This window comes from Glutamicibacter sp. NPDC127525 (genome assembly GCF_042672105.1).
In the GTDB taxonomy this organism is placed as follows: domain Bacteria; phylum Actinomycetota; class Actinomycetes; order Actinomycetales; family Micrococcaceae; genus Glutamicibacter.
The window spans coordinates 56008-79766 of record NZ_JBHXVN010000008.1; the positions used below are offsets into that span (position 1 = coordinate 56008).

Below are 23759 nucleotides of genomic sequence, written 5' to 3' on the forward strand. Positions count from 1 at the left end.
ACAGATTGCTTGTGCGTTACCCTGCTATTTGATCGGGCTAGGCTTTGCCCATGCGCTTGCGTAAGGCCTCGACCCGCTTGATCACCAGGGGACGCCACGTTGCAACCGCTGCCACTAGGAACAACAGCAAGGCCATCGGGACCACCAGAATGACCGGGATGAAGGCGATGGAAACCACTGAGACTGCAATCACGGCGGCCCACAGGTAGAGCAGAACTACCGATTGGCGCACCGAGTGGCCTTGGGCCAGCATCCGGTGGTGGATGTGCTTGGCATCCGGGGAAAAGGGTGAGCGTTTGTTGGCCAGCCGGCGGAAGACCGAGAGTACAAGGTCCAGTACTGGTAGGAAGACGATCACCATCGGCAGCAGCATCGGCATGTAGGCCGGGATGTTGCGGAAGCGCCGGGCCTCCAGGCCCTGCACATCACCGGTCACCGCCACCGCGGCCACCGAGAGGATCATGCCGATGGCGAGAACGCCGGTCTCCCCCATGAAGATATTCGCCGGGTTGAAGTTGTGCGGCAAGAAGCCCAGGCAGGCACCGAGCAGCAAGGCGCAGAGCAAGGCCCCGATGTTCGCGTAGTCATCGGCGCTCACGTGCGTAGCCAGCACATAGGAGTACACGAAGAAGGTCGCCGCGCCAATGGCGGCCAGGCCCGCGGCCAGGCCATCCAATCCATCGGAGAAGTTGATCGCGTTCATGGTCAGCACGATCAGGAAAATGGTCACCGAAATCTGCATCCATTGCTCATCGATCTGCCACGAACCCACGGGCAGGGACTGGATGACGATTCCGTTGGTGGCGACCAGCCAGCCGATCAGGATCTGGCCGGCGAGCTTCAGCCACCACTTCAGGTCGAACATGTCATCGGCCAGGCCCATGAGCACGATGACGCCCAGGGCGTAGGCGATTCCGCGGATGGCGTCGTCATTGCCGAAAACCCCGCGGAAGAAGTGGAAGTTGCTGGCCAGCCATAGCCCTGCGGCGAAAGCGGCGATAATCGCCAGGCCGCCGAACTTCACGATCGGTTTTTCGTGCTGGTCGCGTTCGCGCACCAGCTGGTTGCCGGTGAAACGGTGGCCAAGGGTGCGGATGATCGGGGTGAGCAGGAACGAAACCGTAAAGCTGAATGCTATGAGCAGTACGTATGTTCTCATGCGCCGGTTTCCGGTGCGTCCTGTCCCAAATCGAGAATGCCAGGGACGACCACGCGCAATACCTCAATGGAAATCGCGCCCGAGCGAACCACCTGCAGGTTCTGGCCGGTGCAATCGATGATGGTCGATGGCAGGACCTCTTCCCCGGCCTCGCCGCGCGGGCCGCCGTCGAGGTAGACATCCACCGACTCCCCGAGCTGCGCGAAAGCCTGCTCGACATCCAGCGCCGCCGCGTTGCCGGTGCGGTTGGCCGAGGACACGGCCAGCGGGCCGGTCTGACCCAGGAGTTCCAAGGCGGTGTCGTCGTTGGGCACGCGCAGCGCCACGGTGCCGCGGGTCTCCCCCAGATCCCAGGTCAGCGAAGGCTGGGCCTGCAGGATCAGGGTGAGTCCGCCTGGCCAGAACGCTTCGGCCAGCTTGCGCGCGGCCTCTGGGATGTCCCTGGCCAATCCGTCCATGGTGGAACTCTGGGCGATCAGCACCGGCGGGGGCATGGTGCGGTTGCGGCCTTTGGCAGCCAGCAGCATCGCCACGCCCTGGGCGCTGAATGCATCGGCGCCGATCCCGTAGACGGTATCTGTAGGCAAGACGATGCAGCGCTTGTCCGCCAGCGCGGCCTTGGCTGCGGTGATGCCTTCAGCGTGTTCCTGCTCGTTGCTTACCGAAAATGTTGTGCTCACGGGATCATTCTTTCATGCACTGGGTGTGGTTTGGTTATTGCGGCGCGTAGCCGGATGTGGCGCGGGCGCGCCCGGTCAAATCTTCATGGCCAGCTACCTGCGTGAAACCGGCCGCGCGCAGCATGGCTGCCGCGGTTTCGTGCTGCACTTCGGCGTGTTCCATCACGTAGTAGCCGCCGGGACGCAAGAGCTTCATGGCTTGGGCGGTAATGGCACGCGGAATGTCCAGTCCGTCCTCCCCGAGCCCGTACAACGCCATTTCCGGGTCGTGCTCGCGCACTTCCACTTCGCGCGGCACCGCGTTGGGCGGAATATACGGCGGATTGGAGATCACCAGGTCCATGGTGCCTTCCAGTTCCCCGGGGACCGCCGTGGCATCCTGGTGCAGCACGGTGACCCGGTGCGGCTCGCAGTTGGCCCGGGTGTAGCCGATGGCATCCTCCGAGAGCTCCACGGCCCAGACGCTGGCTGCTGGCACTTCGCTGGCCACGGACGCTGCAATGGCGCCGGAGCCCGAGCACAAATCAATGCACCGCGGGGTGCCGATGCCTTGGCCGGCCAGGAAATCAAGGCCGACCTGCACCACGGTTTCGGTTTCCGGGCGCGGGGTGAATACTCCCGGTCCCACCTTCAGCTCCAGGTAGCGGAAGTACGCCACGCCAGTCAGGTGCTGCAGCGGGATGCGGGTGCGCCGGGCGGCCACCAGGGCGGTGAATTGCTCCCGGGATCCAGGGTCGAGGCCCTCGCCACGCAGTTCGCGCAGCTTCAGTTCCGAGCGGTCAATGCCCAGCACGTGGCACAGCAGCAGGTCGACGTCGACGCCGGGGCTTGGCACCCCGGCGTCGGCCAGCGCCGCAATCGCCTGGCGGCGCACGGCAGTGAGTTCTTCCAAGGCGTCGTTACTCGCCCAGCGCTGCCAAGCGCTCTTCCTCGTCCATCTGGATGCAGGATTCAACCACCGGCTGCAGGTCCCCGTCCATCACGGCGTCGAGGTTGTAGGCCTTGTAGCCGGTGCGGTGGTCGGCAATGCGGTTTTCCGGGTAGTTGTAGGTGCGGATGCGCTCGGAGCGGTCCATGGTGCGGATCTGGCTTGCACGCTGGGCCGAGTTCTCCTTGTCGATGATCTCCTGCTGGTGGGCCAGCAGGCGCGAACGCAGCACGCGCATCGCGGCTTCGCGGTTCTGGATCTGCGACTTCTCGTTCTGCATGGCCACCACGATGCCGGTGGGCAGGTGGGTAATGCGCACCGCGGAGTCGGTGGTGTTCACCGACTGGCCGCCGGGGCCCGAGGAACGGTAGACATCGATCTTCAGGTCGTTCTGGTGGATGTCGACTTCTTCGGGCTCGTCCACCTCGGGCAGGACCAGCACGCCGGCAGCCGAGGTGTGGATGCGGCCCTGGGATTCGGTGACCGGCACGCGCTGCACGCGGTGCACGCCGCCTTCGAACTTCAGCTGGGCGTAGACGCCTTCGGCCGGGTCATTCGATTTGCCCTTGATGGCAACCTGGGCGTCCTTGTAGCCGCCGAGGTCGGACTCGTTGAAGGAGATCATCTCCACCTTCCAGCCCTTGTGCTCGGCGAAACGGGTGTACATGCGCAGCAGGTCGGCTGCGAACAGCGCTGCTTCGTCGCCGCCCTCGCCGCCCTTGACTTCGAGGATCACGTCGCGGCCGTCGTTCTCGTCGCGCGGGATCAGCAGGCGGCGCAGCTTCTCCTCGAGCTCTGGCAGGGCGGCGGTGAGGGTTTCCACCTCTTCTGCGAAGTCCGGATCCTCGTCAGCCATTTCCTTGGCTGCTTCCAGGTCCTCGGTGGCGGCGTGCCACTTGTTGTAGGCCTCGACGATGCCGTTCAGCTGTGCCGAGCGGCGGCCGAGCTTGCGGGCCAGCGCCTGGTCGGCGTACACCGCTGGATCCGAGAGCTGCGCCTGGATTGCGGCATGCTCTTCTAGTAGCGACTTGACGGACTCGAACATGGTGGGTGTGCTTCCTTGTTGGCGTTTTCCGCGCAGTGCCGCCGGCTATTGCGGCTGGGGCACTGCTGGAATTCAATTCTAAACGCTGCGCCGGCCGGGGCCGGCGTGCGAGGTGTCACTACGCGCCGATGGCGTCCAGCCAGCTGCCGGTGCGGCAAGCTGGCTGGACGCCATGGCGGTGGGTGGTGCTAATCCTTGTTTGGAGTGGTCTTGTTGACCAGCATCAAGAATTCCGCGTTCGATCCGGTTTCGCGGATCTTCCCGGTGAGCACTTCCAGTGCCTGCTGCGGATCGATGCCCGAGAGCATGCGGCGCAGGCGCCACATGATGCGCACCTCTTCGGCACTCATCAGCTGCTCTTCGCGTCGGGTCGAGGAAGCGTTGACATCCACTGCCGGGAAGATGCGCTTCTCGGCCAGCTGGCGCGAAAGGCGCAGCTCCATGTTGCCGGTGCCCTTGAATTCCTCGAAGATGACCTCGTCCATCTTGGAACCGGTCTCCACCAGGGCGGTAGCCAGGATGGTCAGCGAGCCTCCATTCTCGATGTTGCGGGCTGCACCGAAGAAGCGCTTCGGCGGGTACAGCGCTGCCGAGTCGACGCCGCCGGAGAGGATGCGGCCCGAGGCCGGAGCGGCCAGGTTGTAGGCACGGCCCAGGCGGGTCATCGAGTCCAGCAGGACCACGACATCCATGCCCATTTCCACCAGGCGCTTGGCGCGCTCGATGGCCAGCTCGGCCACGGTGGTGTGGTCATCGGCCGGGCGGTCGAAGGTCGAGGCGATGACCTCGCCCTTCACGGTGCGCTGCATGTCGGTGACTTCTTCGGGACGCTCATCAACGAGCACCATCATCAGGTGCACTTCCGGGTTGTTGATGGTGATCGCGTTGGCAATGGCCTGCAGGATCAAGGTCTTGCCGGCCTTCGGAGGCGAAACGATCAGGCCGCGCTGGCCCTTGCCGATTGGCGCGACCAGGTCGATGACGCGCGGGCCGACCAGCTTCGGATCGGTTTCCAGGCGCAGGCGCTCGGTCGGGTACAGCGGGACGAGCTTGTTGAACTCGACGCGTTCGCGGTTGTCCTCTGGCTTCTTGCCGTTGACCGAAGTCAGCTGCACCAGGGCGTTGAACTTCTGGCGCGGGTTCGGGGTCTCGCCCTCGCGTGGCTGGCGGATCGCGCCAACGATGGCGTCGCCCTTGCGCAGGTTGTACTTCTTGACCTGGCCCAGGGTGACGTAGACGTCGTTCGGGCCGGGCAGGTAGCCGGAGGTGCGCACGAAGGCGTAGTTCTCCAGCACGTCCAGGATGCCGGCGATCGGCAATACGACGTCGTCCTCGCTCAGCTGCGGCTCGTCGTCATCACGGCGGTTGCGGCGGTTGCGGTTGTTGCGATCGTTACGGTCGTTGTTGCGATCGTTGCGATCATTGTTGCGCTCGCGGCGGTTGCTGCGGTCATTGCGATCGTTGCGGTCGTTGTTGCGCTCGCGGCGTTCGCGGCGGTCATTGCGGTCGCCACGCTCGGAACGGTCCTCGGTGTTCTCCGAGTCGTTCGAGTCGTTGTTGCGATCGTTGCGATCGTTATTGCGCTCATTGCGGTCGTTGTTGCGCTCGTTGCGGTCGTTGTTGCGCTCGTTGCGGCGGTTGTTGCGCTCGCGGCGCTCTTCGCGGCGGTCGGTGCGCTCTTCAGCGTTCTCCGACTCGGCAACTTCGGTGCGCTCGGTGCGCTCAGTGCGCTCGGTGTTGCGATCGCGGCGGTTGCCACGCTCACGGCGGTTGCCGCGCTCGCGGCGCTCTTCGCGTGCTTCGCCGTTGCTCTCGGCGTTCTCCGCCGGTGCCTCGGCCTGCTCGGCTGCCTGCTCTGCTGGCTGGTCAACCGGCTTGTTGTTCCGCGAGTTGCGGCGCTGGCGTGGAGCCTTGGACTCCTCGGCTGCTGCCTGGTTCTCGGCTGGAGCCTCAGTAGCGGCTTCGTTGGCTTCGGCAGGAGCCGCAACCTTGCCCGAGTCGGTCACGCGGCGCGAGGTGCGGCGTGCGCGAGCTGGCTTTTCCGCCGGATCTTCAGCAGCTGCGCCGGCCTCTGGTGCGCTCTCGGTCTCAGCCTGCGCCTGGGCCGCGGCCTTTGGCGCACGACGTGCACGGGTCTTGGTTTCCTTGGCCTGCTCGGCTGGAGCTTCAGCCTTCGCTGCGGGAGCTTCGGTCTTGGCAGACTTCGCTTCCTGTGCGGCCTTGGCGTCCTTGGCGGCAACGGAGCCACCGCGCTGGTGGTCGCCGATGGCCTTGACCAGATCAGCCTTGCGCATCCGCGAACCGCCGGTGATACCCAGCTGCGAAGCCAACTGCTGGAGCTGGGTCATTTTCAAAGAGGCCAGTCCGGCGCTCTTGTTTTCGGAAGTCTTGGTGTCCACGCCTTCGTTGAGGCTCGTGGTTTCGGTCACGAAAGTTCCTTCTGACTCGTAGGATGGGCCGCTTCAAGGCAGGCCCACTATGCCGTAAATGATGTTCAGCAGCCGAAGATTTCGTGGCTACTTCACTTTCTCCCCGCAAGATGGCCCAGAATTCGGGGCAAAACTGCAGTGGATTAGAGAGACTGACATCTCCTAGGCACGAAGACGTACCTGAATGCGGGATATCAAAGTTGCTGCGAACTGCAGGAAGATCCGGGACGGCTGGACGGATGAAATGGGGTTCGAGAACCGAATTTATCCGCATCAACACTGGCCACAAAGGATTCGGACCGGGCTACTGCCCAGCTATCCGGCCTGCCATGGTGTTACAGCACTTCTACTGTAACACCGTTGGCGGCCAGCTTGGGAACTTCAGCACGCCAAGACACTGGAGATCCTGCAGAGAATTCATCGATGGCCGCTTGCACGGCAGCGACCTGTTCATCGCTGGCCACCAGGGTCAACACGGTCGGTCCGGCACCGGAAACCACTGCGGCCAGGCCTGCACCGCGCAGCTTGGCAATCAGCGCCGCGCTTTCGGGCATGGCCGCGGCGCGATAGTCCTGGTGCAGGTAGTCCTTGGTGCCGCCCAGCAGCTGGCGCGGATCGTTGCTCAGCGCATGGATCAGCAGCGCGGCGCTCGCGCTGTTCGCCGCGGCTACCGCGTGGTCGACCCGTGCAGGCAGCGCGCCGCGCGCGACCTCGGTGGACAAGCCGTTGGACGGGATCGCCAGCACTGCGCGCAGGTCCGGGTGCAGGGGCACCTGCACCGAGCTGAAGCTGCCGGCGGCATCGGTGGCAGAGATGCTCAGCCCGCCAAAGACCGCCGGAGCCACATTGTCCGGGTGCCCTTCCCACGCTGCAGCCGACTGGAAGATCCGCTCGGTCCCGCCACGGGCTTGGGCCGGAAGCAGCGCATCGGCGGCGGCGTAGGCTGCGACAATCGCCGCGGCCGAGGATCCCATGCCGCGCGCGTGCGGGATGTTGTTATGCGCCACCAGCTGGACGCCTACCGGTTCAAAACCGGCGTCTTTCCAGTAGCGGTGCATTTCCTTGATGATCAGATGCGACTCATCGCGTGGCAGCTGCTGCGCCCCATCGCCGAAAATCTCGACACTGCTGGACTGCGCGGTGCGCACTTCGAGGCGGTCGCGGTATTCCAGGGCCAGGCCCAGCGAATCGAAGCCAGGACCGAGGTTGGCTGAGGTGGCCGGCGGGGAAACGATCAACTTCTGGCCTAGGGCGATCTGCTGCGTCATGGTTCCTTCAAGAATTCGGTGCGATAGGTATCAGGTGCGCAACGGCCCGCCGCGCTTGGCTCCCCCGGTCCGGGAGAGCCAATGACGCGGCGGGCCGTCGTGCTGCCGGCGGCTGGCCGGCGAAAAGCTGCTAGGCCAGGCCCAGCGCGCCGGCGACCTCGACCACGTCGAAGGCCACCTTCTTCGGCGCAACTTCCGAGCCGTCGGCCTGCTTCAGGGCCCAGTCCGGGTCCTTCAGGCCGTGGCCGGTCACGGTGATCACGATCTTCTTGCCGGTCGGCGCAGTGCCGGCGGCGTGGTGCTTGAGCAGGCCGGCCACGCCGGCTGCCGAAGCTGGCTCCACGAAGACGCCTTCGCGGCTGGAAAGCCAGCGGTGGGCTTCGAGGATCTGCTCGTCGGTGACCGAGTCGATCTGCCCGCCGGACTCGTCGCGGGCGGCTTCGGCCTGTTCCCAGGATGCCGGATTGCCGATGCGGATGGCGGTGGCGATGGTATCCGGTTCGGTGATCGGGTGGCCGGCCACGATCGGGGCGGCCCCGGCGGCCTGGAAGCCCCACATGACCGGGGTCTTGGTGGACACCGGCTCCAGCACCTTGCCCGCTTCATTGGTCCACTTGGAGGAATACTCCTTGTAGCCCTTCCAGTACGCGGTGATGTTGCCCGCGTTGCCTACCGGCAGCAGGTGGTAATCCGGGGCGTCGCCCAGGAAGTCGACGACCTCGAAGGCGCCGGTCTTCTGGCCCTGGATGCGGGCCGGGTTCACCGAATTCACCAGGAACACCGGGTAGTTCTCGCTGAGCTTGCGCGCAACTTCCAGGCAGTTGTCGAAGTTGCCGTCGATCTGGATGATGTCCGCACCGTGGGCGATCGCCTGGGACATCTTGCCCATGGAGATCTTGCCATCGGGCACCAGCACCGCGCACTTCAGCCCTGCCTGGGTAGCGTAGGCGGCGGCCGAAGCGGAGGTGTTGCCGGTGGAGGCGCACACCACGGCCTTGGCGCCGGCAGCCACCGCGGCGGTCATCGCCATGGTCATGCCGCGGTCCTTGAAGGAACCGGTCGGGTTCATGCCCTCGACCTTCAGGTACACCTCGTTGCCGGTCTGCGCCGACAGCGCCGGGGCGTAGACCAGCGGGGTGCCGCCCTCGCCCAGGGTGATGACCTTGGTGTTTTCGTCTACTGGCAGGCGATCGGCATATTCGCGGATCACTCCGCGCCACTGGTGAGCCACGTTAGTTTCCTTCAACTCGCATAACGGATAGAACAGAGTGCACCGCGTCCAGCGCGGTCAGCGCCTCGACGGTGCTGGCCAGGGCCGCTTCGGTGCCCTGGTGGGTCAGGATGCGCAGCTGCGCGCCGGCTTCGGCGTCCACCTGCTGGCTCATCGACTCGATGGAGACCCCGTGCTCGCCGAAGACGGTGGCGATGGCGGCCAGCACGCCGGACTGGTCCTTGACCGACAGGCCAATCCAGTAGCGGGTGTCGATGGCCTCGAAGTCCAGCATCCGTGGCGCCTGGTTAACCGAGCCGTTGGGCAGCGGGGCTCCGGCAGCGATCTGGCGGGCCACGGCAACGACGTCGCCCATGACCGCCGACGCGGTCGGGTTGCCACCGGCTCCAGCCCCGTAGAACATCAGGTCGCCGGCGTTCTGCGCTTCGACGAACACGGCGTTGAACGCGCCATGCACGGTAGCCAGCGGGTGGTTGCGGCGCACCAGCGCCGGGTAGACGCGCACCGAAATCCCGGCTTCGGCCTGCTCGGCGATGGCCAGCAGCTTGATCACGTAGCCGGCGGCGGCCGCGGCCGCGACATCGGCGGCGCTGACTTCGGTGATGCCCTGGGTCCAGACCTGGTCCGAGGACACGGTGGTGTGGAAGGCCAGCGAGGCCAGGATCGCGGCCTTCGCGGCGGCATCGTGCCCGCCCACGTCGGCGGTTGGATCGGCTTCCGCATAGCCCAGCGCCTGGGCTTCGGCCAGCACGTCGTCGAACGCGGCACCGGTGGTGTCCATGGCGTCGAGGATGAAGTTGGTGGTGCCGTTGACGATGCCCATCACCTTGGTGATGTGGTCCCCGGCCAGCGAGTCCGCAATCGGGCGCAGGATCGGGATGGCCCCGGCCACCGCGGCCTCATAGCGCAGCTGGGCGCCGTTGCCGGCAGCGATCGCGTTCAGTTCGGCGCCCTTGAGCGCAATCAGCGCCTTGTTGCCGGTGATGACGCTGGCACCCTTGGCAAGGGCGGCGGCGATGTATTCGCCGGCCGGCTCCATGCCGCCGAGCAGTTCGATGACCACATCGGCCTGGGCGATCAGCCCGTGGGCGTCGGTGGTGAAAAGCTCCTGGGGCAGCACTGCATCGCGCTTGGCATCCGGGTTGCGCACGGCAATGCCGATCAGCTGCAGGCCGGCGCCCGAGCGGGCAGCCAGTTCGTTTGCATCTTCCAGCAGGATCCGGGCCACCTGGGCTCCGACCGTGCCGCAACCCAGCAGGGCTACCTTCAGGTTCTTTTCGCCGCTCAATTAAACTCCCATGTCACGGGCCAACAAGTCTGTTTCGGTTTCCCTGCGCACGATCAGGCGGGCTTGGCCATCGCGTACCGCTACCACCGCGGGGCGGGTGAGGTAGTTGTAGTTGCTCGACAGCGCCCAGCAGTAGGCGCCGGTGGCCGGAACGGCGATCAAATCGCCGGCCGCCACGTCATCGGGCAGGTAAACGTCCTTCACGACTATGTCACCTGACTCGCAATGTTTCCCAACTACACGAGAAATAATTGCGTCGTTTTGCGTCATACGGCTAGCCAGCACGGCGGTATATTGCGCGTCGTAGAGCACCGGGCGCGGGTTGTCGCTCATCCCGCCGTCCACTGAAAGGTAGCGGCGCGGGTGCAGCGCCCCTGAGCCGTCTTCCACCTGGACGTCCTTGCGCACGCCGGCCTCGTAGAGGGTGAAGGTGCTCGGGCCGGCGATGGCGCGGCCCGGCTCGATGGAAATGCGCGGGCATTCCAGCTCGAGTTCGGCGCAGGTCGCCGAGACCACTTCGGCCATCTGCCCGGCCAGCTTGGCCGGGGTGGAGGGGTGGTCCTCGGAGGTGTAGGCAATGCCGTAGCCGCCGCCCAGATCCAGCTCGGGCAGGGAAACACCATGGATCGAGCGGATCTTGGCCAGCAGGCCGAGCATGGTGCGGGCGACCATTGCGAAGCCCTCGGCCTCGAAGATCTGCGAACCGATGTGGGCGTGCAGGCCCAGCAGGTTGATGTTCTGCGCCTCGATCGCCTGGGCGACCGCACGCAGCGCAGGAGAAGTGCCGGAGGCATCGTCCAGGATGGACAGCCCGAACTTCTGGTCCTCGTGCGCGGTGGCGATGGCCTCATGGGTGGAGGCGTGCACGCCGGGGGTAATGCGCAGCATGACCTGCGCGCTCTGGCCCATGGCGTCGGCGATCGAAATCACCCGGTCAAGCTCGTCCAGCGAGTCGATGACCAGGCGCCCGACGCCCATTTCGATGGCGCGGGTGATCTCGGCTGCCGACTTGTTGTTCCCGTGCAGCGAGAGGTTGGCAGCGGGCACCTTGGCGGCGTTGGCCACGGCCAGTTCGCCCCCGGAGCAGGTATCCAGGCGCAGGCCCTCGTCGGTCACCCAGCGGGCCACCTCGGTGCACAAGAATGCCTTGCCGGCGTAGTAGACGTCGACTCCCCCGCACAGCTGCCTGAACGCGTCGTCGAAGGCGGTCTTGAAACCCCGGGCGCGGGCGCGGAAGTCGTTCTCATCGAGCACGAACAGCGGGGTGCCGAACTCGGCGGCCAGCTGGGAGACGGGAAGGCCCTGGATGGACAGTTCGCCGCCAGCCTCGCGGGAAACCCCCGAAGCCCACTCGATCTGTCGAAGTGCGTTGATGTTTTCCGGGAATTGCAGCCATTGCGGGGCTAGCGGCGATACGGCCATAAGGTCTTACATCCTCTCTGGGGCGGAAACGCCCAGCAGTTCCAATCCATTTGCCAAAACGGTGGTGGCGGCGTCGTTCAGCCACAGCCGGGTGCCGTGCACCGGCGCGACCGCTTCGCCTTCGCCCACCGGGGTGATGCGGGTTGCGGCGTACCACGAGTGGTAGGCGCCGGCGACCTGCTCCAGGTAACGGGCAATGCGGTGCGGTTCGCGGAATTCCGCGGCACCGGCAACCACCGACGGGAACTGGCCGAGCACGGCCAGCAGCTCGTTTTCGGTCGGGTCGGTCAGCAGCGCGGCATCGAAGCCGTCACGGGTCACGCCCTTGGCGGCGGCATTGCGGGCCGCGGCGCACGAACGGGCATGGGCGTACTGGACGTAGAACACCGGGTTGTCATTGGTGTTCTTCTTCAGCTGCTCGGGGTCCAGCGCGATCGGCGAATCAGCCGGGAAACGGGCCAGCGAGTAGCGCAGCGCGTCGGCGCCGATCCAGTTGATCAAATCGCGCAGCTCGATGATGTTGCCCGCGCGCTTGGACAGCTTGGCTCCGTTGACGGAGATCAGCTGGCCGATCAGCACCTCGATGTTCTTGTCCTTGTCATCTCCCGCGCAGGCGGCGATCGCCTTCAGGCGGTTGACGTAGCCGTGGTGGTCGGCGCCCAGCAGGTAGATCTTCTCTTCGAAGCCGCGGTCCTTCTTGGACAGGTAGTAGGCGGCATCGGCGGCGAAGTAGGTCGGCTCGCCGTTGGCGCGGATCAGCACGCGGTCCTTGTCATCGCCGAAGTCGGTGGTGCGCAGCCAAACCGCGCCCTCCAGATCGAAGATGTGGCCCTGTTCGCGCAGGCGGGCCACGGCGTCAGCCACCGCACCGCCCTCATGCAAGGTGGTTTCGGAGAAGAACACGTCGAAGCTGACGCCGAAGTCGGCCAGGGTGGACTTGATGTCTTCGAGCTGCGCCTTGTAGGCGGCGTCGCGCAGGCCAGGAATGGCTTCTGCTTCGTCCAGCTCGCGCAGCTGCGGGGCTTGGGCCAGGACGGCGTCGCCCAGTTCCTTGATGTATTCGCCCGGGTAGCCGCCCTCTGGCACTGGCAGGCCGTGGATGCGGTTGTACACCGAACGGGCGAAGACGTTCATCTGGTTGCCGGCATCGTTGATGTAGTACTCGCTGGTCACCGAAGCGCCCGAAGCGCGCAGCACGCGGGAGATGGCATCTCCCAGCGCGGCCCAGCGGGTGTGGCCGATGTGCAGCGGGCCGGTGGGGTTCGCGGAAACGAATTCCATGTTGACCACGTGGCCGGCCAGGGCCTCGTTGCTGCCGTAGGCGGAACCCGCCTCGACGATGGTGCGGGCCAGCTCGCCGGCAGCGCCGGCTTCGAGGGTGATGTTCAGGAAGCCGGGACCTGCGATGTCCACGGCGCCGACTCCTGGGACCGAAGCAAGTCGGGTGGCCAGGATCTGGGCGAAGTCGCGCGGGGCCATGCCGGCCTTCTTGCCCAGCTGCAGCGCGATGTTGGTCGCCCAGTCGCCGTGTTCACGGCTTTTCGGGCGGTCCACGCGTACGGTCTCTGGCACCTCGACGGAGATTTCGCCGGCGGCTACGGCTTCGGTGAGGCATGCGGATATTGCTGCGGAGAGTTCTTCAGGAGTCACCGTTCAAGAATACCGGCAATTGCCGTGCTTCTTCAGCATTCATGACTTGCATCGCCTGTGAGACTGGCCCAACCCGGTGACTTTTGCAACACATGCGTGCCAAGGTGCTGGAATTGCGCAGATCAAGTGACGACCTGATAGTATTTTTCCTGTTGCCCAGCAACACGCCTCTGTAGCTCAGTGGATAGAGCGTCTGCCTCCGGAGCAGAAGGCCGAAGGTTCGATTCCTTTCAGGGGCACCACCTAAATTGCAGGTCCTGGTTACCAGGGCCTGCTATTTTTTCGCTCTTTTTCTCACGCCGCTGCTCGCGCGAGGCCACGAATCTTCTCCTGCCAGCATTTTCTGGCAGCTTCCCCGTCGCCACAACCTTTAGCTTCGGCTAGGCCCTAAACTCGGATAAACCGACAAGCGCTTAAGGGCACCATGAAAAAAACCATTCTCATTACCGGAGCCAGCGACGGGATCGGGGCCGCATCGGCCCGAGAACTGTCACGACAGGGGCACCAGATTGTCGTTGTCGGTCGGTCGCAAACCAAAACCCAGGCCATCGCCCATGAGCTAGGCGCCAGCTATTTCGTGGCAGACTTCAGCCAGCTCGCACAGGTACGCGGCCTGGCCACGCAGTTGCTCCAGAAGTATCCCCGAATTGATGTGCTGGCTAATAATGCCGGCGGGATCAAGGCAGAGCGCGAACTGACCGTGGATGGATTCGAAAAGACTTTCCAAGTCAATCATCTAGCGCCCTTCCTGCTCACGAATCTGTTGTTGCAACGACTAATCGATTCGGGTGCCACGGTCATTCAGACCGCCAGCATGGCTGCGCGTCTCATGGCCAAATTCGACATTGCGGACCTACAGGGCGAAAACAGCTACTCACCGAGGGCCGCCTACGGCAATGCAAAGTTGGCGAACATTCTGTTCACCTCGGAATTACAGCGGCGCTTTGGCGGTTCCGGGATTAACGCCGTGGCGTTCCACCCCGGAATCGTTGGCACCAGTTTCGCCTCGGACTCCAAGGGGTTATTGAAGTTCCTTTACCACGGTCCGCTTAGGCGCTTCTTCACGGTCGACTCGACCAAGGGTGCCGACCAGCTCGTCTGGCTTGCGGAGGCGAAGCCTGGCGTGCAATTCGAACCGGGCGCCTACTACGAGTCGGGAAAGATCGCGTCGAAGGTCAACCCGCTGATCCATGATGAGGTACTAGCGAAGCAACTCTGGGACCGCTCGGCGACCTTGCTTCAAATCCAGAACTGCACATAGGGGATCTCGGAGTCGACCCGACCGGCCTATTCGGGAACTACTGCCGGCATGGACCGGGCTCGTCACCAATCCGAGATGGCGATACCCGCATCAAATTGCCCGCGGCCGCTAACTGCCCACCGCTTGATGGAAAGAGCGATACCCCATCCACTCGACACTGAATTCGCATCGCTGCCATTCAAGAGTTCCTCGGCAAACTACCCGAGCGAAAACGCGGGAAATCGAAGTACTCTCATGAACTCTTGATTTTATCCCGCTAAAAGATAATCTTGACACATGACGAAACGCCTCTTTGGAATCATTTCACTTGCTTCTGTGATTGCTTTGGCACTGTCTTCATGCAGCCCTTCGACTTCCCCTGAGACAGCGCTTGGAGAGATTCCTTCGTCAGATACGTCGGCCAGCACCTCGGAATCGCCAGATCCCCTAAAGAAGCATGCCGAATTCCTCGCCCAGAGCGAAGACTCCTTCCAGATTCTCAATGAAACTCATTCCGTGGGCTCGACCACTCTGCGCCTCGGGGATCTTCCCGGAGGATTTGATTCAGTTGGCTTCATAATTTCATGTGATGCAACGTCCCCTTGGGAGATTATCCTGCTAGGTGGATCAAAAACCGGTGCGAGTGGTTGCGATTCGAATTCAGAAATATATACGAGTCTTTCTACCCCGGCACATCAAATCAACACCAATGAGGTACAGCTCGAATTCAAAGAGCCGGTGGGAGTCTGGGTCACTGTTTATGCCACGAATGAAGAATAAACAGGCGTTTCCGATGTTTCATTTGGACACTAGGCGAAAAGCCTAAAGACATCGCGCGGCAGCTGACTGTCCGCGCTAATGATTCGGCGAAAGCCTAACCGGCATTGCCGAGAGGCAACCAAAGCTCCACTTAGAGCAATAGCCGGGAAAATTTCGCTTTGTATCGCGCTTACGAGATACCCGGATGCCAAGAATCCTGAATCACTAGAATTGCAAAGCTTAGGGATCAACCGTGGATGACTGGGATGCCGGATGCTCGGGCGCAGCAGGATACAGTTCCTCCGGTAGCCCTATAGTGAATCCTTCCTCACGGATACTATGGCCACCGACCCACAGTGAGTGCCGAGCATACTGGTTACCGTCAGTCAGGTGAACGGATACTGCGCTTCCAAACTGCTCTCCAACCACGACCGACACATTTTCAGGTGTAATGCCGTGGTTCTCTAGAATCTGCCGAGTCTGGCTGACCAACTCGTCATCCAGGTTTCCTCCTGGAAATGGCGAAGTAACCCGGCAAACTCCAGTGCGATCGCCAGCATACGCAGCAACTACCAATTCCGTGCCCGCCTGCTCTAACGAGCTGACGGGTTTGCGGCCATCGCAGGTTTCATCGGAGTATTTCCCAGTCAAAGAGCAACCCGACAGCAATCCAGTGATGAGAGCCAGACCGACGACTCCTGTCGCTGCAGCTATGTACGCGCTACGGGTTCTCAATAGTCCACCATTCGTTTCGCAGAAGGTGTTAATCCTAGGCAGGTTTATAGCAATGCATCTTTAACTGCATGAATATTTCTCAAATTCATATTGAGTATCGAAGATCAGCTGCATGAGTAAACCCATTAATGCCACCTACGATGCCAGAGCTGCGGCCGCGCATGTCGCGCTCTCTCATGAACCAGCAGTTGAAACGGCAGAAATCGAGTCTTCCACTATGCCGTACCTCGTGAACTAGGATCTTGACAGCGCAGGCAGGCCGACAGGTGTAGAACTGATCCATCCTGCTGGTCACTGCCCCAGCCATCTCCAGTCTGCTGATCGCCGGCGATGCACGTGCCGAGGGGGCTCTATCGCCGTTGCGGGTACCAATGGACAGGACAGCAAGTCATCGACCGGAGCTCGGGACGCGTCGAGCACCGCCTGCGCAAACCGCTGACTTAAACCCGACAGGCCCCGCACCCATCGGGTGCGGAGCCTGCACGGATACTGGCCAGCTGCTACTGCAGCATGGTCTTGTCATCGAGCTGTGCGCCCTTGATCTTGCTGAATTCCTCCAGCAGGCCCTTGACGGTCATCTTGGACTTCTCTTCCTGGTCCAGGTCCAGGATGATCTGCCCGTCGTGCATCATGATCAGCCGGGTGCCCAGCTGCAACGCCTGTTCCATATTGTGCGTCACCATCAACGTGGTCAGCTGGTGGCGTTCGACAATTTCCTTGGTCAGGCGCGAGACCAGCGCGGCACGCTGCGGATCCAGGGCCGCGGTGTGCTCATCGAGCAGCAGGATCTTGGGCTTGGAGAAGGTGGCCATCAGCAAGCTCAGCGCCTGGCGCTGGCCGCCCGAGAGCAGGCCCACCTTGGTCTTCAAGCGGCCTTCCAAACCGAGTTCCAGGCTCTTGAGTTCCTCGACGAACAGCTCGCGCCGCTTGGAGCCTACGCCCAGGCCCAGGCCGCGGAAACGGCCGCGGGCGTAGGCCAGAGCCATGTTCTCCTCGATGGACATGGTCGGCGCAGTGCCGGCCATCGGGTCCTGGAATACCCGGCCGATGTACTTGGCGCGGGTGTAGTCCGCCATCCTGGTGACGTTCTTCCCCGCGATGGACACCGAACCGGCATCGGGCTGCAGCTTGCCTGCAACCATATTCAGCACGGTGGACTTGCCGGCGCCGTTGGAGCCGATGACGGTGACGAATTCACCGTCGGACAGGTTCAGGTTGATGTTGCGCAGCGCCTTGCGCTCGTTGACAGTTCCCGGGAAGAACGTGCGCGACAGGTTCTTGATTTCAAGCATTGGTGCGAACCTCTTCCTTGGTTTCAACTGCTGCTGGGGTGCGCTTGAAGTTCTTGATGATCTTCTGGAAGCCCTTCCACTTCGGCAGCAGCAGGGCGACGACGACGAGGACCGCGGAGATCAGCTTCATGTCGTTGACCTCCAGGCCTGCCGACAGGGCCATCTGGATCACCAGGCGGTAGATCACTGCGCCGAAGACCACCGCGATGGCGGCCAGCCAGATGTAGCGCTGGGTGAAGATCGCCTGGCCGACGATGACCGAGGCCAGGCCGATCAGGATCAGGCCGATGCCCATGCCGATATCGGCGAAGCCCTGGTACTGGGCGATGACCGCTCCGGACAGCGCCACCAGGCCGTTGGACAGCGCCAGGCCCAGGATCTTCTGGTTGTCGGTGCTCACGCCGAAGGAACGGATCATTTCCTGGTTGTCGCCGGTGGCCCGCATGGCCATGCCCAGCTCGGTGTGCAGGAACCAGACGATCGCTGCCACGAAGACCAGGCAGACGGCAAAGAGGATGGCCACCGACGCCCAGGAGCCGAGCAGGCCCGAGACGCGCATCGGGCTGATCAGGGTCTCCTCCCCCAGCAAGGGGGTGTTGGCCTTGCCCATGATGCGCAGGTTGATCGAGTACAGCGCGATCATGGTCAGGATGCCGGCGAGCAGGCCGTCGATCTTGCCCTTGGTATGCAGCAGGCCGGTAATGACACCGGCAACCATGCCGGCGAAGAAGGCCAGCACGGTGGCCAGCCAGGGATTCATCCCGTTCACGATGCCCACCGAGGCGACGGCGGCACCGGTGGTGAAGCTGCCGTCGACAGTCAGGTCGGGAAAGTCCAGGATACGGAAGGTCAGGTACACCCCGAGCGCCATGATGGCGTAAATCAGGCCGAGTTCAACCGCTGTGATCATGTGTGGATCCTTGAGTTGTAAGTTTTGCAGGTAATCACGACGAAAGGCGAGGCACCAGGTTATGCGCCTCGCCTTGCGTCGGTAAGTTGTTGCCGGGGCTTAGTAGACCTCTACGGCTTCGGACTTCATCTCGTCGGTGAATTCGATGCCTGCCTTCTTGGCGGCATCTTCATTCAGGTAGAGATCGACCTCGGAGATGGTCTCCACCGGCAGGGTTGCCGGCTCGGCCTCGCCCTTGAGCAGCTTCACGGCCATGGCAGCGGTCTGCGCGCCCAGCTTCTCGTAGTTGATGCCGTAGGTTGCGGTAGCGCCGCGCTTGACGGACTCGCCGTCAGCCGAAATGACCGGCACGCCGTTCTTCTCGGCAACCTGCAGCAGGCCTTCCAGGGCGGAAACGACAGCGTTGTCAGTCGGAACGTAGTACGCGTCGACATCCAGCGAGCTGGCGGCCTGCTGTACTTCGCTGGACGCCGAGACTGCGGCTTCTTCAATGGTCAGACCCAGGCCCTTGGCTGCTTCCTTGGCCATCTTCACCTGCACTGCGGAGTTGGCTTCACCCGAGGAGTAGACAATGCCGACCTTCTTGGCATCGGGCACCAGGTCCTTGAGCAACTGCAGCTGCTCGTCGACCGGGTTCATGTCCGACGTGCCGGTGACATTCGCGCCCGGAGCTTCATTGGAGGCGACCAGCTTGGCATCAACCGGGTCGGTCACAGCGGAGAAGAGCACCGGAACCTTGGTAATCGCCTGCGCCGCAGCCTGGGCCGATGGGGTAGCAATTGCCAGCACCAGGTCGATATCCGAATCAGCGGCGAGCTTGCCGGCAATCGAGGTGTTGGTAGCCTGATCGGTTTCGGCGTTGTTCTCGTCGTAGCTGATCTTCTCGCCGGTGTAGCCGGCTTCTTCCATGCCTGCCTTGAAGCCGGTGACCACTGCGTCCAGCGAAGGGTGCGAGACGAACTGGGAGATGCCGATCTTGACGGCCTCGTCGCCGCCCTCCGCGGTGCCCTGCTCGCCACTGCCGCCGCAGGCGGTCAGGGCCAGTGCGCCAGCTGCTGCGATGGCAGCGAATTTCATGGCGGTGAAGCTCTTCATTGAAGTTCCTTTCAAAGTTCCCTTGCGAGTGATTCCCACCGATAGCGCGGAAGCCTGGTTATGAAGCGCAACTGGTGCGCAGCATGCGGGAACCGTCCAGGCATCACATCGATGATTACCCCCGATCTTACATGTGAACGACCTCACCTTGCCTACAATCAAGGTCGATTCCTAGACGTTTGCATCTTGATACGGATTCTTGTGGACACAAATGCTCCGCTGGGAAGCAGAATCTGGAAGTTTTGTATTTACCGGCCCGAACTTGTCGACAATTGCTTGGACAATCTGAAAATTTGACTCATGGAGCAATGCGTCCGGGAGCACATTTCCTGCCCCGAATCGGGCTTCGGCCCGGCGGCCACCACGAAAATGCGTGGCGCGAATAGAATGGGAACATCATGGCGCTCAGCATTACGTATCCCGAAGCCCTTCCCGTTTCAGCCCGCCGCGAGGACATCCTCGCCGCGGTCCGCGAAAACCAGGTCGTGGTAATCGCCGGCGAAACCGGTTCGGGCAAGACCACCCAGCTTCCCAAGATGCTCATCGAGCTCGGCCTGGCCGAGAAGGGCATGATCGGGCACACCCAGCCGCGCCGCCTGGCCGCGCGCACCGTGGCCGAGCGCATCGCCGAGGAAATGGGCACCGAAATCGGCGAGGAAGTCGGCTTCCACGTGCGCTTCACCGGCGAGGTTTCGCGCAAGACCAAGCTGAAGGTGATGACCGACGGCATCCTGCTAGCCGAGATCAAGCGCGACAAGCTGCTCAAGAAATACTCGGCGATCATCATCGACGAGGCCCACGAGCGCAGCCTGAACATCGATTTCCTGCTGGGCTACCTCAAGCAGATCATGCCCAAGCGCCCCGAGCTGAAGATCATCATCACCTCCGCCACCATCGACCCGCAGCGCTTCGCCGAGCACTTCGGCAAGCCGCTGCCCGGCGGCGGCGTCGAGCCTGCCCCGATCCTGGAGGTTTCCGGGCGCACCTTCCCCGTCGAATTGCGCTACCGCCCGCTGCAGGCCGAGCTCGATGTCGACGCGGACGAGGCCGCGGAGAACACGCTGGAGGAAGAACGCGACCCACTGGATGCGGTCACCGACGCGGTCAAGGAACTGAGCGGCGAAGCGCCCGGGGACATCCTGATCTTCTTCTCCGGCGAGCGCGAAATCCGCGACGCGGCCGAAGCCTTGCGCGCCATGGTCACCGCCAATAAGCGCCTGCCGCGCTATGAGGTGCTCCCGCTGTTCGCCCGGCTGTCGCTGGCCGAGCAGCACCGGGTCTTCCACCCCGGTGGCGCCCCGCGCATCATCCTGGCCACCAACGTCGCCGAGACCTCGCTGACGGTGCCGGGCATCAAGTACGTGATCGATACCGGCACCGCCCGCATTTCGCGCTACTCGCACCGCACCAAGGTGCAGCGCCTGCCCATCGAGCGCGTCTCCCAGGCCAGCGCCAACCAGCGTTCGGGACGTTGCGGCCGCGTGTCGGAGGGCATCGCCATCCGCTTGTACTCGGAGCCCGACTACGAGGCGCGTCCCGAATTCACCGACCCGGAAATCCTGCGCACCAACCTGGCCAGCGTGATCCTGCAGATGATCTCCATGGGCGTGGTCGCTTCGGCCGCCGAGGTTGCCAGCTTCCCGTTCGTCCAGCCGCCCGAAGCCAAGGCCATCACCGATGGCGTGAACCTGCTGCGCGAGCTCGGTGCGCTGGAGCAGGACAAGGCCGCGAAGCTGACCGAAACCGGCAGGGCGCTGGCGGTGCTGCCGCTGGATGTGCGCCTGGGCCGGATGATCGTCGAGTCCGCACAGCGCGGGGTCGCCAAGGAAGTGATGGTGCTGGCTGCCGGGCTGAGCATCCAGGACCCGCGCGAGCGTCCCAGCGAGGAGACCGGGCAGCGTGATCGTGCGGTGGAGCTGCATAAGCGCTTCGCCGATGACAAGTCCGACTTCATTGCATTGCTGAATTTGTGGGCCTACCTGCAGGAGCAGCAGAAGGACCTGTCCTCCTCCGCTTTCCGCCGGCTGTGCAAGAACGAGTTCATCAACTACCTGCGCGTGCGCGAGTGGCAGGACCTGTTCACCCAGCTGCGCCAGCTGGCCAAGCCGCTGGGCATCACCATGGCGGCCGCCCCGATCGACCCGGCGGCCAATGAGGACCAGGTGCACAAGTCGCTGCTGTCGGGCCTGCTGGGGCACATCGGGCTCTACGATGAGCGCAAGCGCGACTACCTGGGCGCGCGCGGCACCCGTTTTGCGATCTTCCCCGGCTCGGGCCTGTTCAAGAAGTCCCCGACCTGGGTGATGTCCGCCGAGCTGGTGGAAACCTCGCGGCTGTGGGCCCGCACCAACGCGGCCATCTCCCCCGAATGGGTGGAAGAGCTGGCTCCGCACCTGCTCAAGCGCACCCACTCCGAGCCGCACTGGTCCAAGCGCACCGGTTCGGTCATGGGCTACGAGAAGGTCACGCTTTTCGGCCTGCCGATCATCCCGCGCCGCCAGTTCCACTACTGGCGGGTGGATAAGGACCTGGCTCGCGAGCTGTTCATCCGCCACGCGCTGGTGGAGGGCGATTGGCGCACCCACCATAAGTTCTTCGCCAAGAACCGGGCGCTGCTCGAAGAAGTCGAAGAGCTCGAAACCCGCATGCGCCGCCATGACCTGCGCATTTCCGATGAAGACCTGTTCGCCTTCTACGATGCCCGGGTGGGCGCCGAGGTCTACTCGGAGCGCCACTTCGACCGCTGGTGGAAGAAGGCCCGCGCCACCGATCCCTCGCTGCTGGACTTCGACCCCGAGGCGCTGCTGGCCGAGTCCGATGCGGTTGACGAGGCCGCGTTCCCCACCACCTGGCAGCTGGGCAGCATCCACTTGCCGCTGTCCTACGAGTACAACCCGGCGGCCGCCCCAGGAGAAGGCGATGGCGTGTCGCTCACGGTCCCGGTGGTGTTCTTGAACCAGCTGGATCCCGCGCGCTTCGCCTGGCTGATTCCGGGGTTGCGCCACGAGCTGCTCACCGCGCTGATCCGTTCGATGCCCAAGGCCATCCGCAAGAACTTCGTGCCCGCCCCGGATGTGGCGGCCAAGGCGCTGGCCATGCTGGAGGCGGACTTCGATCCGGCGGCCGATGACCTGGCCGATTCCCTGGCGCTGGTGCTGCGCCGGCTGCGCGGCATGGTCGTCGAGCCTTCGGTGTTCGATTTCTCCACGCTGCCCGCGCACCTGCGCTTCGGCTTCACCGTCACCGATGCTTCGGGGAAGGCGCTGGGCAGCGGCGATGACCTGGCCGCCTTGCAGTACAAGTTCGCCGCGGCCAACCGCGCCGCGCTGGCCAGCGGGGTCAACTCCCCCGGTGTCGCCACCGGCAAGCCGGGGGTGCCTGGCAGGCCTGCGGCCGCGTCGAAGGCGCAGTCCAAGAAGAAGGGCGCCGCGGCCACCGCAGCGGCGGCCACCGGCGCCTGGGACCAGAAGTCGCTGGATCATTGGCCGCAGCTGGAATCATCAGGCGAAACCCTGGGCGATACGCTGCCTGCCAAGGTCACCACCACGGTGATGGGCCAGCAGATCACCGCCTATCCGGGGCTGATGGACACCGGCGAAAAGGTCGACCTGAGTGTTTTCCGCACCCAGGCCGAGCGCGATGCGGCGCACCGCACCGGTGTCATCCGGTTGCTGATGCTGCGCTTGCCGCCTGCCGGGAAGTTCGTGATTTCGCACCTGAAGAACGCTGAGAAGCTGGTGTTCACGCAGAACCCGCACGGGTCCATCGAGAAGCTGATTGCCGATTGCACCATGGCCGCGGTAGACCAGCTGGTGCCCGAGAAGCTGCCGATGAACCGCGCCGAATTCGAGGCGCTGTTCGAGACGGTGCGCGCCGAGCAGATCGACACGGTCTTCACGATTACCGCGATCGTGGCGAAGGTCTTCGGCTCCTCGACCCGGATCAACAAGGATCTGAAGAGCACCAACTCCCTGGCGATGTTCGCGGCAGTCACCGATATCCGCTCCCAGCTCGAGCAGCTGATCTATCCGGGCTTCATCGCGGCCACCGGGGCAGCGAACCTGATGCGCCTGCCGCGCTATGTGCAGGGCCTCGAGATGCGCTTGGAGAAGCTGCGCGCAGGTGCGGTCACCCGTGATTCCCAGGCCCTGGTCGTGATCCAGAAGCTGGAAGACGAATACGATACCGCCCTGGATCGGGTTCCGCCCGGAGCCCGGGTGCCGGCGGACTTGGCCCAGGTGAAGTGGATGCTGGAGGAAATGCGCATTTCGCTGTTCGCCCAAGAGCTGGGCACCGCCTATTCGGTCAGCGAAAAGCGCATCCGCAAGGCGATCAAGGATTCGCTGGCGCAGCTATAGCGGCCAGCTGAGGATCCCAACGTAGACGGCGGTACCGCCCAGCACGCTGAGCACCGCATTGGACTTGAGCAGGTGCAGCACCACGGTGGCCGCCAGGGCGGTGGCCACCGGCCACGCCACGGCCGGATCCGCAATGCCGGCAGGCACCGTGGAAGCAACCAGCACCACCATGATTCCCAAGGGCATGCGCAGCGCCAGGTAGTTGATGAACGCGTTGCTGCGCAATTTGGCGATGAAGGCGAAGGGCAAGGCACGCAGCCCGAAGGTCGG

General features: G+C 63.6%; 18 protein-coding genes and 1 tRNA gene. 5 read left to right on the forward strand and 14 right to left on the reverse strand.

Going from position 1 to position 23759, the window contains the following annotated elements:
• Window positions 1-37: 37 nt before the first annotated feature.
• From ACFVHU_RS16240 to argS, 10 genes are all read right to left on the reverse strand, one after another.
• The gene (locus ACFVHU_RS16240; protein ID WP_332488148.1) at window positions 38-1159 is read right to left on the reverse strand and encodes an MraY family glycosyltransferase; all 1122 of its coding nucleotides are present in this window, start codon (window positions 1157-1159) and stop codon (window positions 38-40) included.
• The gene (locus ACFVHU_RS16245) at window positions 1156-1839 is read right to left on the reverse strand and encodes an L-threonylcarbamoyladenylate synthase (protein ID WP_388025351.1); all 684 of its coding nucleotides are present in this window, start codon (window positions 1837-1839) and stop codon (window positions 1156-1158) included. The genes ACFVHU_RS16240 and ACFVHU_RS16245 overlap by 4 nt, the downstream gene beginning before the upstream one ends.
• Before the next feature lie 34 nt (window positions 1840-1873).
• Complete coding sequence (gene prmC / locus ACFVHU_RS16250; protein WP_388025353.1) at window positions 1874-2731, reverse strand: peptide chain release factor N(5)-glutamine methyltransferase; 858 nt, start codon at window positions 2729-2731, stop codon at window positions 1874-1876.
• 7 nt (window positions 2732-2738) lie between these two features.
• The gene (gene prfA / locus ACFVHU_RS16255; protein WP_105658405.1) at window positions 2739-3812 is read right to left on the reverse strand and encodes a peptide chain release factor 1; all 1074 of its coding nucleotides are present in this window, start codon (window positions 3810-3812) and stop codon (window positions 2739-2741) included.
• Window positions 3813-4000: 188 nt separating this feature from the next.
• Window positions 4001-6241 carry a transcription termination factor Rho gene (rho, locus tag ACFVHU_RS16260; RefSeq protein ID WP_388025355.1) on the reverse strand — a complete coding sequence of 747 codons (2241 nt, stop codon included), beginning with the start codon at window positions 6239-6241 and terminating at the stop codon, window positions 4001-4003.
• A gap of 335 nt (window positions 6242-6576) precedes the next feature.
• Entirely contained in the window at window positions 6577-7509 is a 933-nt protein-coding gene (thrB, locus tag ACFVHU_RS16265; RefSeq protein ID WP_388025356.1) for a homoserine kinase, read from the reverse strand.
• Window positions 7510-7639: 130 nt separating this feature from the next.
• Window positions 7640-8740, reverse strand: a complete 1101-nt coding sequence (gene thrC, locus ACFVHU_RS16270; protein WP_388025357.1) for a threonine synthase — start codon at window positions 8738-8740, stop codon at window positions 7640-7642.
• A 1-nt stretch (window position 8741) separates the two neighbouring features.
• Window positions 8742-10028, reverse strand: a complete 1287-nt coding sequence (locus tag ACFVHU_RS16275) for a homoserine dehydrogenase (protein WP_388025358.1) — start codon at window positions 10026-10028, stop codon at window positions 8742-8744.
• Window positions 10029-11450, reverse strand: a complete 1422-nt coding sequence (gene lysA / locus ACFVHU_RS16280) for a diaminopimelate decarboxylase (protein ID WP_105662580.1) — start codon at window positions 11448-11450, stop codon at window positions 10029-10031. It lies immediately after the preceding gene.
• A 6-nt stretch (window positions 11451-11456) separates the two neighbouring features.
• Window positions 11457-13100, reverse strand: a complete 1644-nt coding sequence (gene argS / locus ACFVHU_RS16285) for an arginine--tRNA ligase (protein WP_388025361.1) — start codon at window positions 13098-13100, stop codon at window positions 11457-11459.
• 166 nt (window positions 13101-13266) lie between these two features.
• Here argS and ACFVHU_RS16290 point away from each other — a divergent pair.
• From ACFVHU_RS16290 to ACFVHU_RS16305, 4 genes are all read left to right on the forward strand, one after another.
• Window positions 13267-13342, forward strand: a tRNA-Arg gene (locus tag ACFVHU_RS16290).
• A 182-nt stretch (window positions 13343-13524) separates the two neighbouring features.
• Window positions 13525-14361 carry an SDR family NAD(P)-dependent oxidoreductase gene (locus tag ACFVHU_RS16295; protein WP_332487232.1) on the forward strand — a complete coding sequence of 279 codons (837 nt, stop codon included), beginning with the start codon at window positions 13525-13527 and terminating at the stop codon, window positions 14359-14361.
• Window positions 14362-14637: 276 nt separating this feature from the next.
• Window positions 14638-15120: a hypothetical protein gene (locus ACFVHU_RS16300; RefSeq protein ID WP_133834473.1), complete on the forward strand. Its 483-nt coding sequence runs from the start codon at window positions 14638-14640 to the stop codon at window positions 15118-15120.
• 826 nt (window positions 15121-15946) lie between these two features.
• A complete protein-coding gene (locus ACFVHU_RS16305) occupies window positions 15947-16072 on the forward strand; it encodes a hypothetical protein (protein WP_388025363.1) in 126 nt (41 codons plus the stop codon).
• A gap of 262 nt (window positions 16073-16334) precedes the next feature.
• Here the strand turns inward: ACFVHU_RS16305 and ACFVHU_RS16310 are convergent, their stop codons facing one another.
• The 3 genes from ACFVHU_RS16310 to ACFVHU_RS16320 form a co-directional block, all read right to left on the reverse strand.
• Complete coding sequence (locus tag ACFVHU_RS16310) at window positions 16335-17126, reverse strand: ABC transporter ATP-binding protein (protein WP_133834474.1); 792 nt, start codon at window positions 17124-17126, stop codon at window positions 16335-16337.
• Window positions 17119-18036: an ABC transporter permease gene (locus tag ACFVHU_RS16315; protein ID WP_105658396.1), complete on the reverse strand. Its 918-nt coding sequence runs from the start codon at window positions 18034-18036 to the stop codon at window positions 17119-17121. Before ACFVHU_RS16315 ends, ACFVHU_RS16310 begins: the two co-directional genes overlap by 8 nt.
• A 99-nt stretch (window positions 18037-18135) precedes the next feature.
• Window positions 18136-19131: an ABC transporter substrate-binding protein gene (locus tag ACFVHU_RS16320; protein WP_105658395.1), complete on the reverse strand. Its 996-nt coding sequence runs from the start codon at window positions 19129-19131 to the stop codon at window positions 18136-18138.
• A 398-nt stretch (window positions 19132-19529) separates the two neighbouring features.
• On the opposite strand from ACFVHU_RS16320, the gene hrpA reads away from it, so the two are divergent.
• Window positions 19530-23489, forward strand: coding sequence for an ATP-dependent RNA helicase HrpA (gene hrpA, locus ACFVHU_RS16325; RefSeq protein ID WP_388025365.1), 3960 nt, complete (start codon window positions 19530-19532; stop codon window positions 23487-23489).
• Here the strand turns inward: hrpA and ACFVHU_RS16330 are convergent.
• The gene (locus ACFVHU_RS16330; RefSeq protein WP_388025422.1) at window positions 23484-23747 is read right to left on the reverse strand and encodes an AzlD domain-containing protein; all 264 of its coding nucleotides are present in this window, start codon (window positions 23745-23747) and stop codon (window positions 23484-23486) included. The genes hrpA and ACFVHU_RS16330 overlap by 6 nt on opposite strands.
• Window positions 23748-23759 lie beyond the last annotated feature (12 nt).

Coding starts and splice junctions, on each gene's coding strand:
- ACFVHU_RS16300 (WP_133834473.1), top strand. CDS start 14,638: ATGACGAAACGCCTCTTTGGAATCATTTCACTTGCTTCTGTGATTGCT.
- ACFVHU_RS16305 (WP_388025363.1), top strand. CDS start 15,947: ATGAGTAAACCCATTAATGCCACCTACGATGCCAGAGCTGCGGCCGCG.
- ACFVHU_RS16320 (WP_105658395.1), bottom strand. CDS start 19,131: ATGAAGAGCTTCACCGCCATGAAATTCGCTGCCATCGCAGCAGCTGGC.
- ACFVHU_RS16315 (WP_105658396.1), bottom strand. CDS start 18,036: ATGATCACAGCGGTTGAACTCGGCCTGATTTACGCCATCATGGCGCTC.
- prfA (WP_105658405.1), bottom strand. CDS start 3,812: ATGTTCGAGTCCGTCAAGTCGCTACTAGAAGAGCATGCCGCAATCCAG.
- thrB (WP_388025356.1), bottom strand. CDS start 7,509: ATGACGCAGCAGATCGCCCTAGGCCAGAAGTTGATCGTTTCCCCGCCG.
- ACFVHU_RS16310 (WP_133834474.1), bottom strand. CDS start 17,126: ATGCTTGAAATCAAGAACCTGTCGCGCACGTTCTTCCCGGGAACTGTC.
- ACFVHU_RS16295 (WP_332487232.1), top strand. CDS start 13,525: ATGAAAAAAACCATTCTCATTACCGGAGCCAGCGACGGGATCGGGGCC.
- lysA (WP_105662580.1), bottom strand. CDS start 11,450: ATGGCCGTATCGCCGCTAGCCCCGCAATGGCTGCAATTCCCGGAAAAC.
- ACFVHU_RS16240 (WP_332488148.1), bottom strand. CDS start 1,159: ATGAGAACATACGTACTGCTCATAGCATTCAGCTTTACGGTTTCGTTC.
- hrpA (WP_388025365.1), top strand. CDS start 19,530: ATGGCGCTCAGCATTACGTATCCCGAAGCCCTTCCCGTTTCAGCCCGC.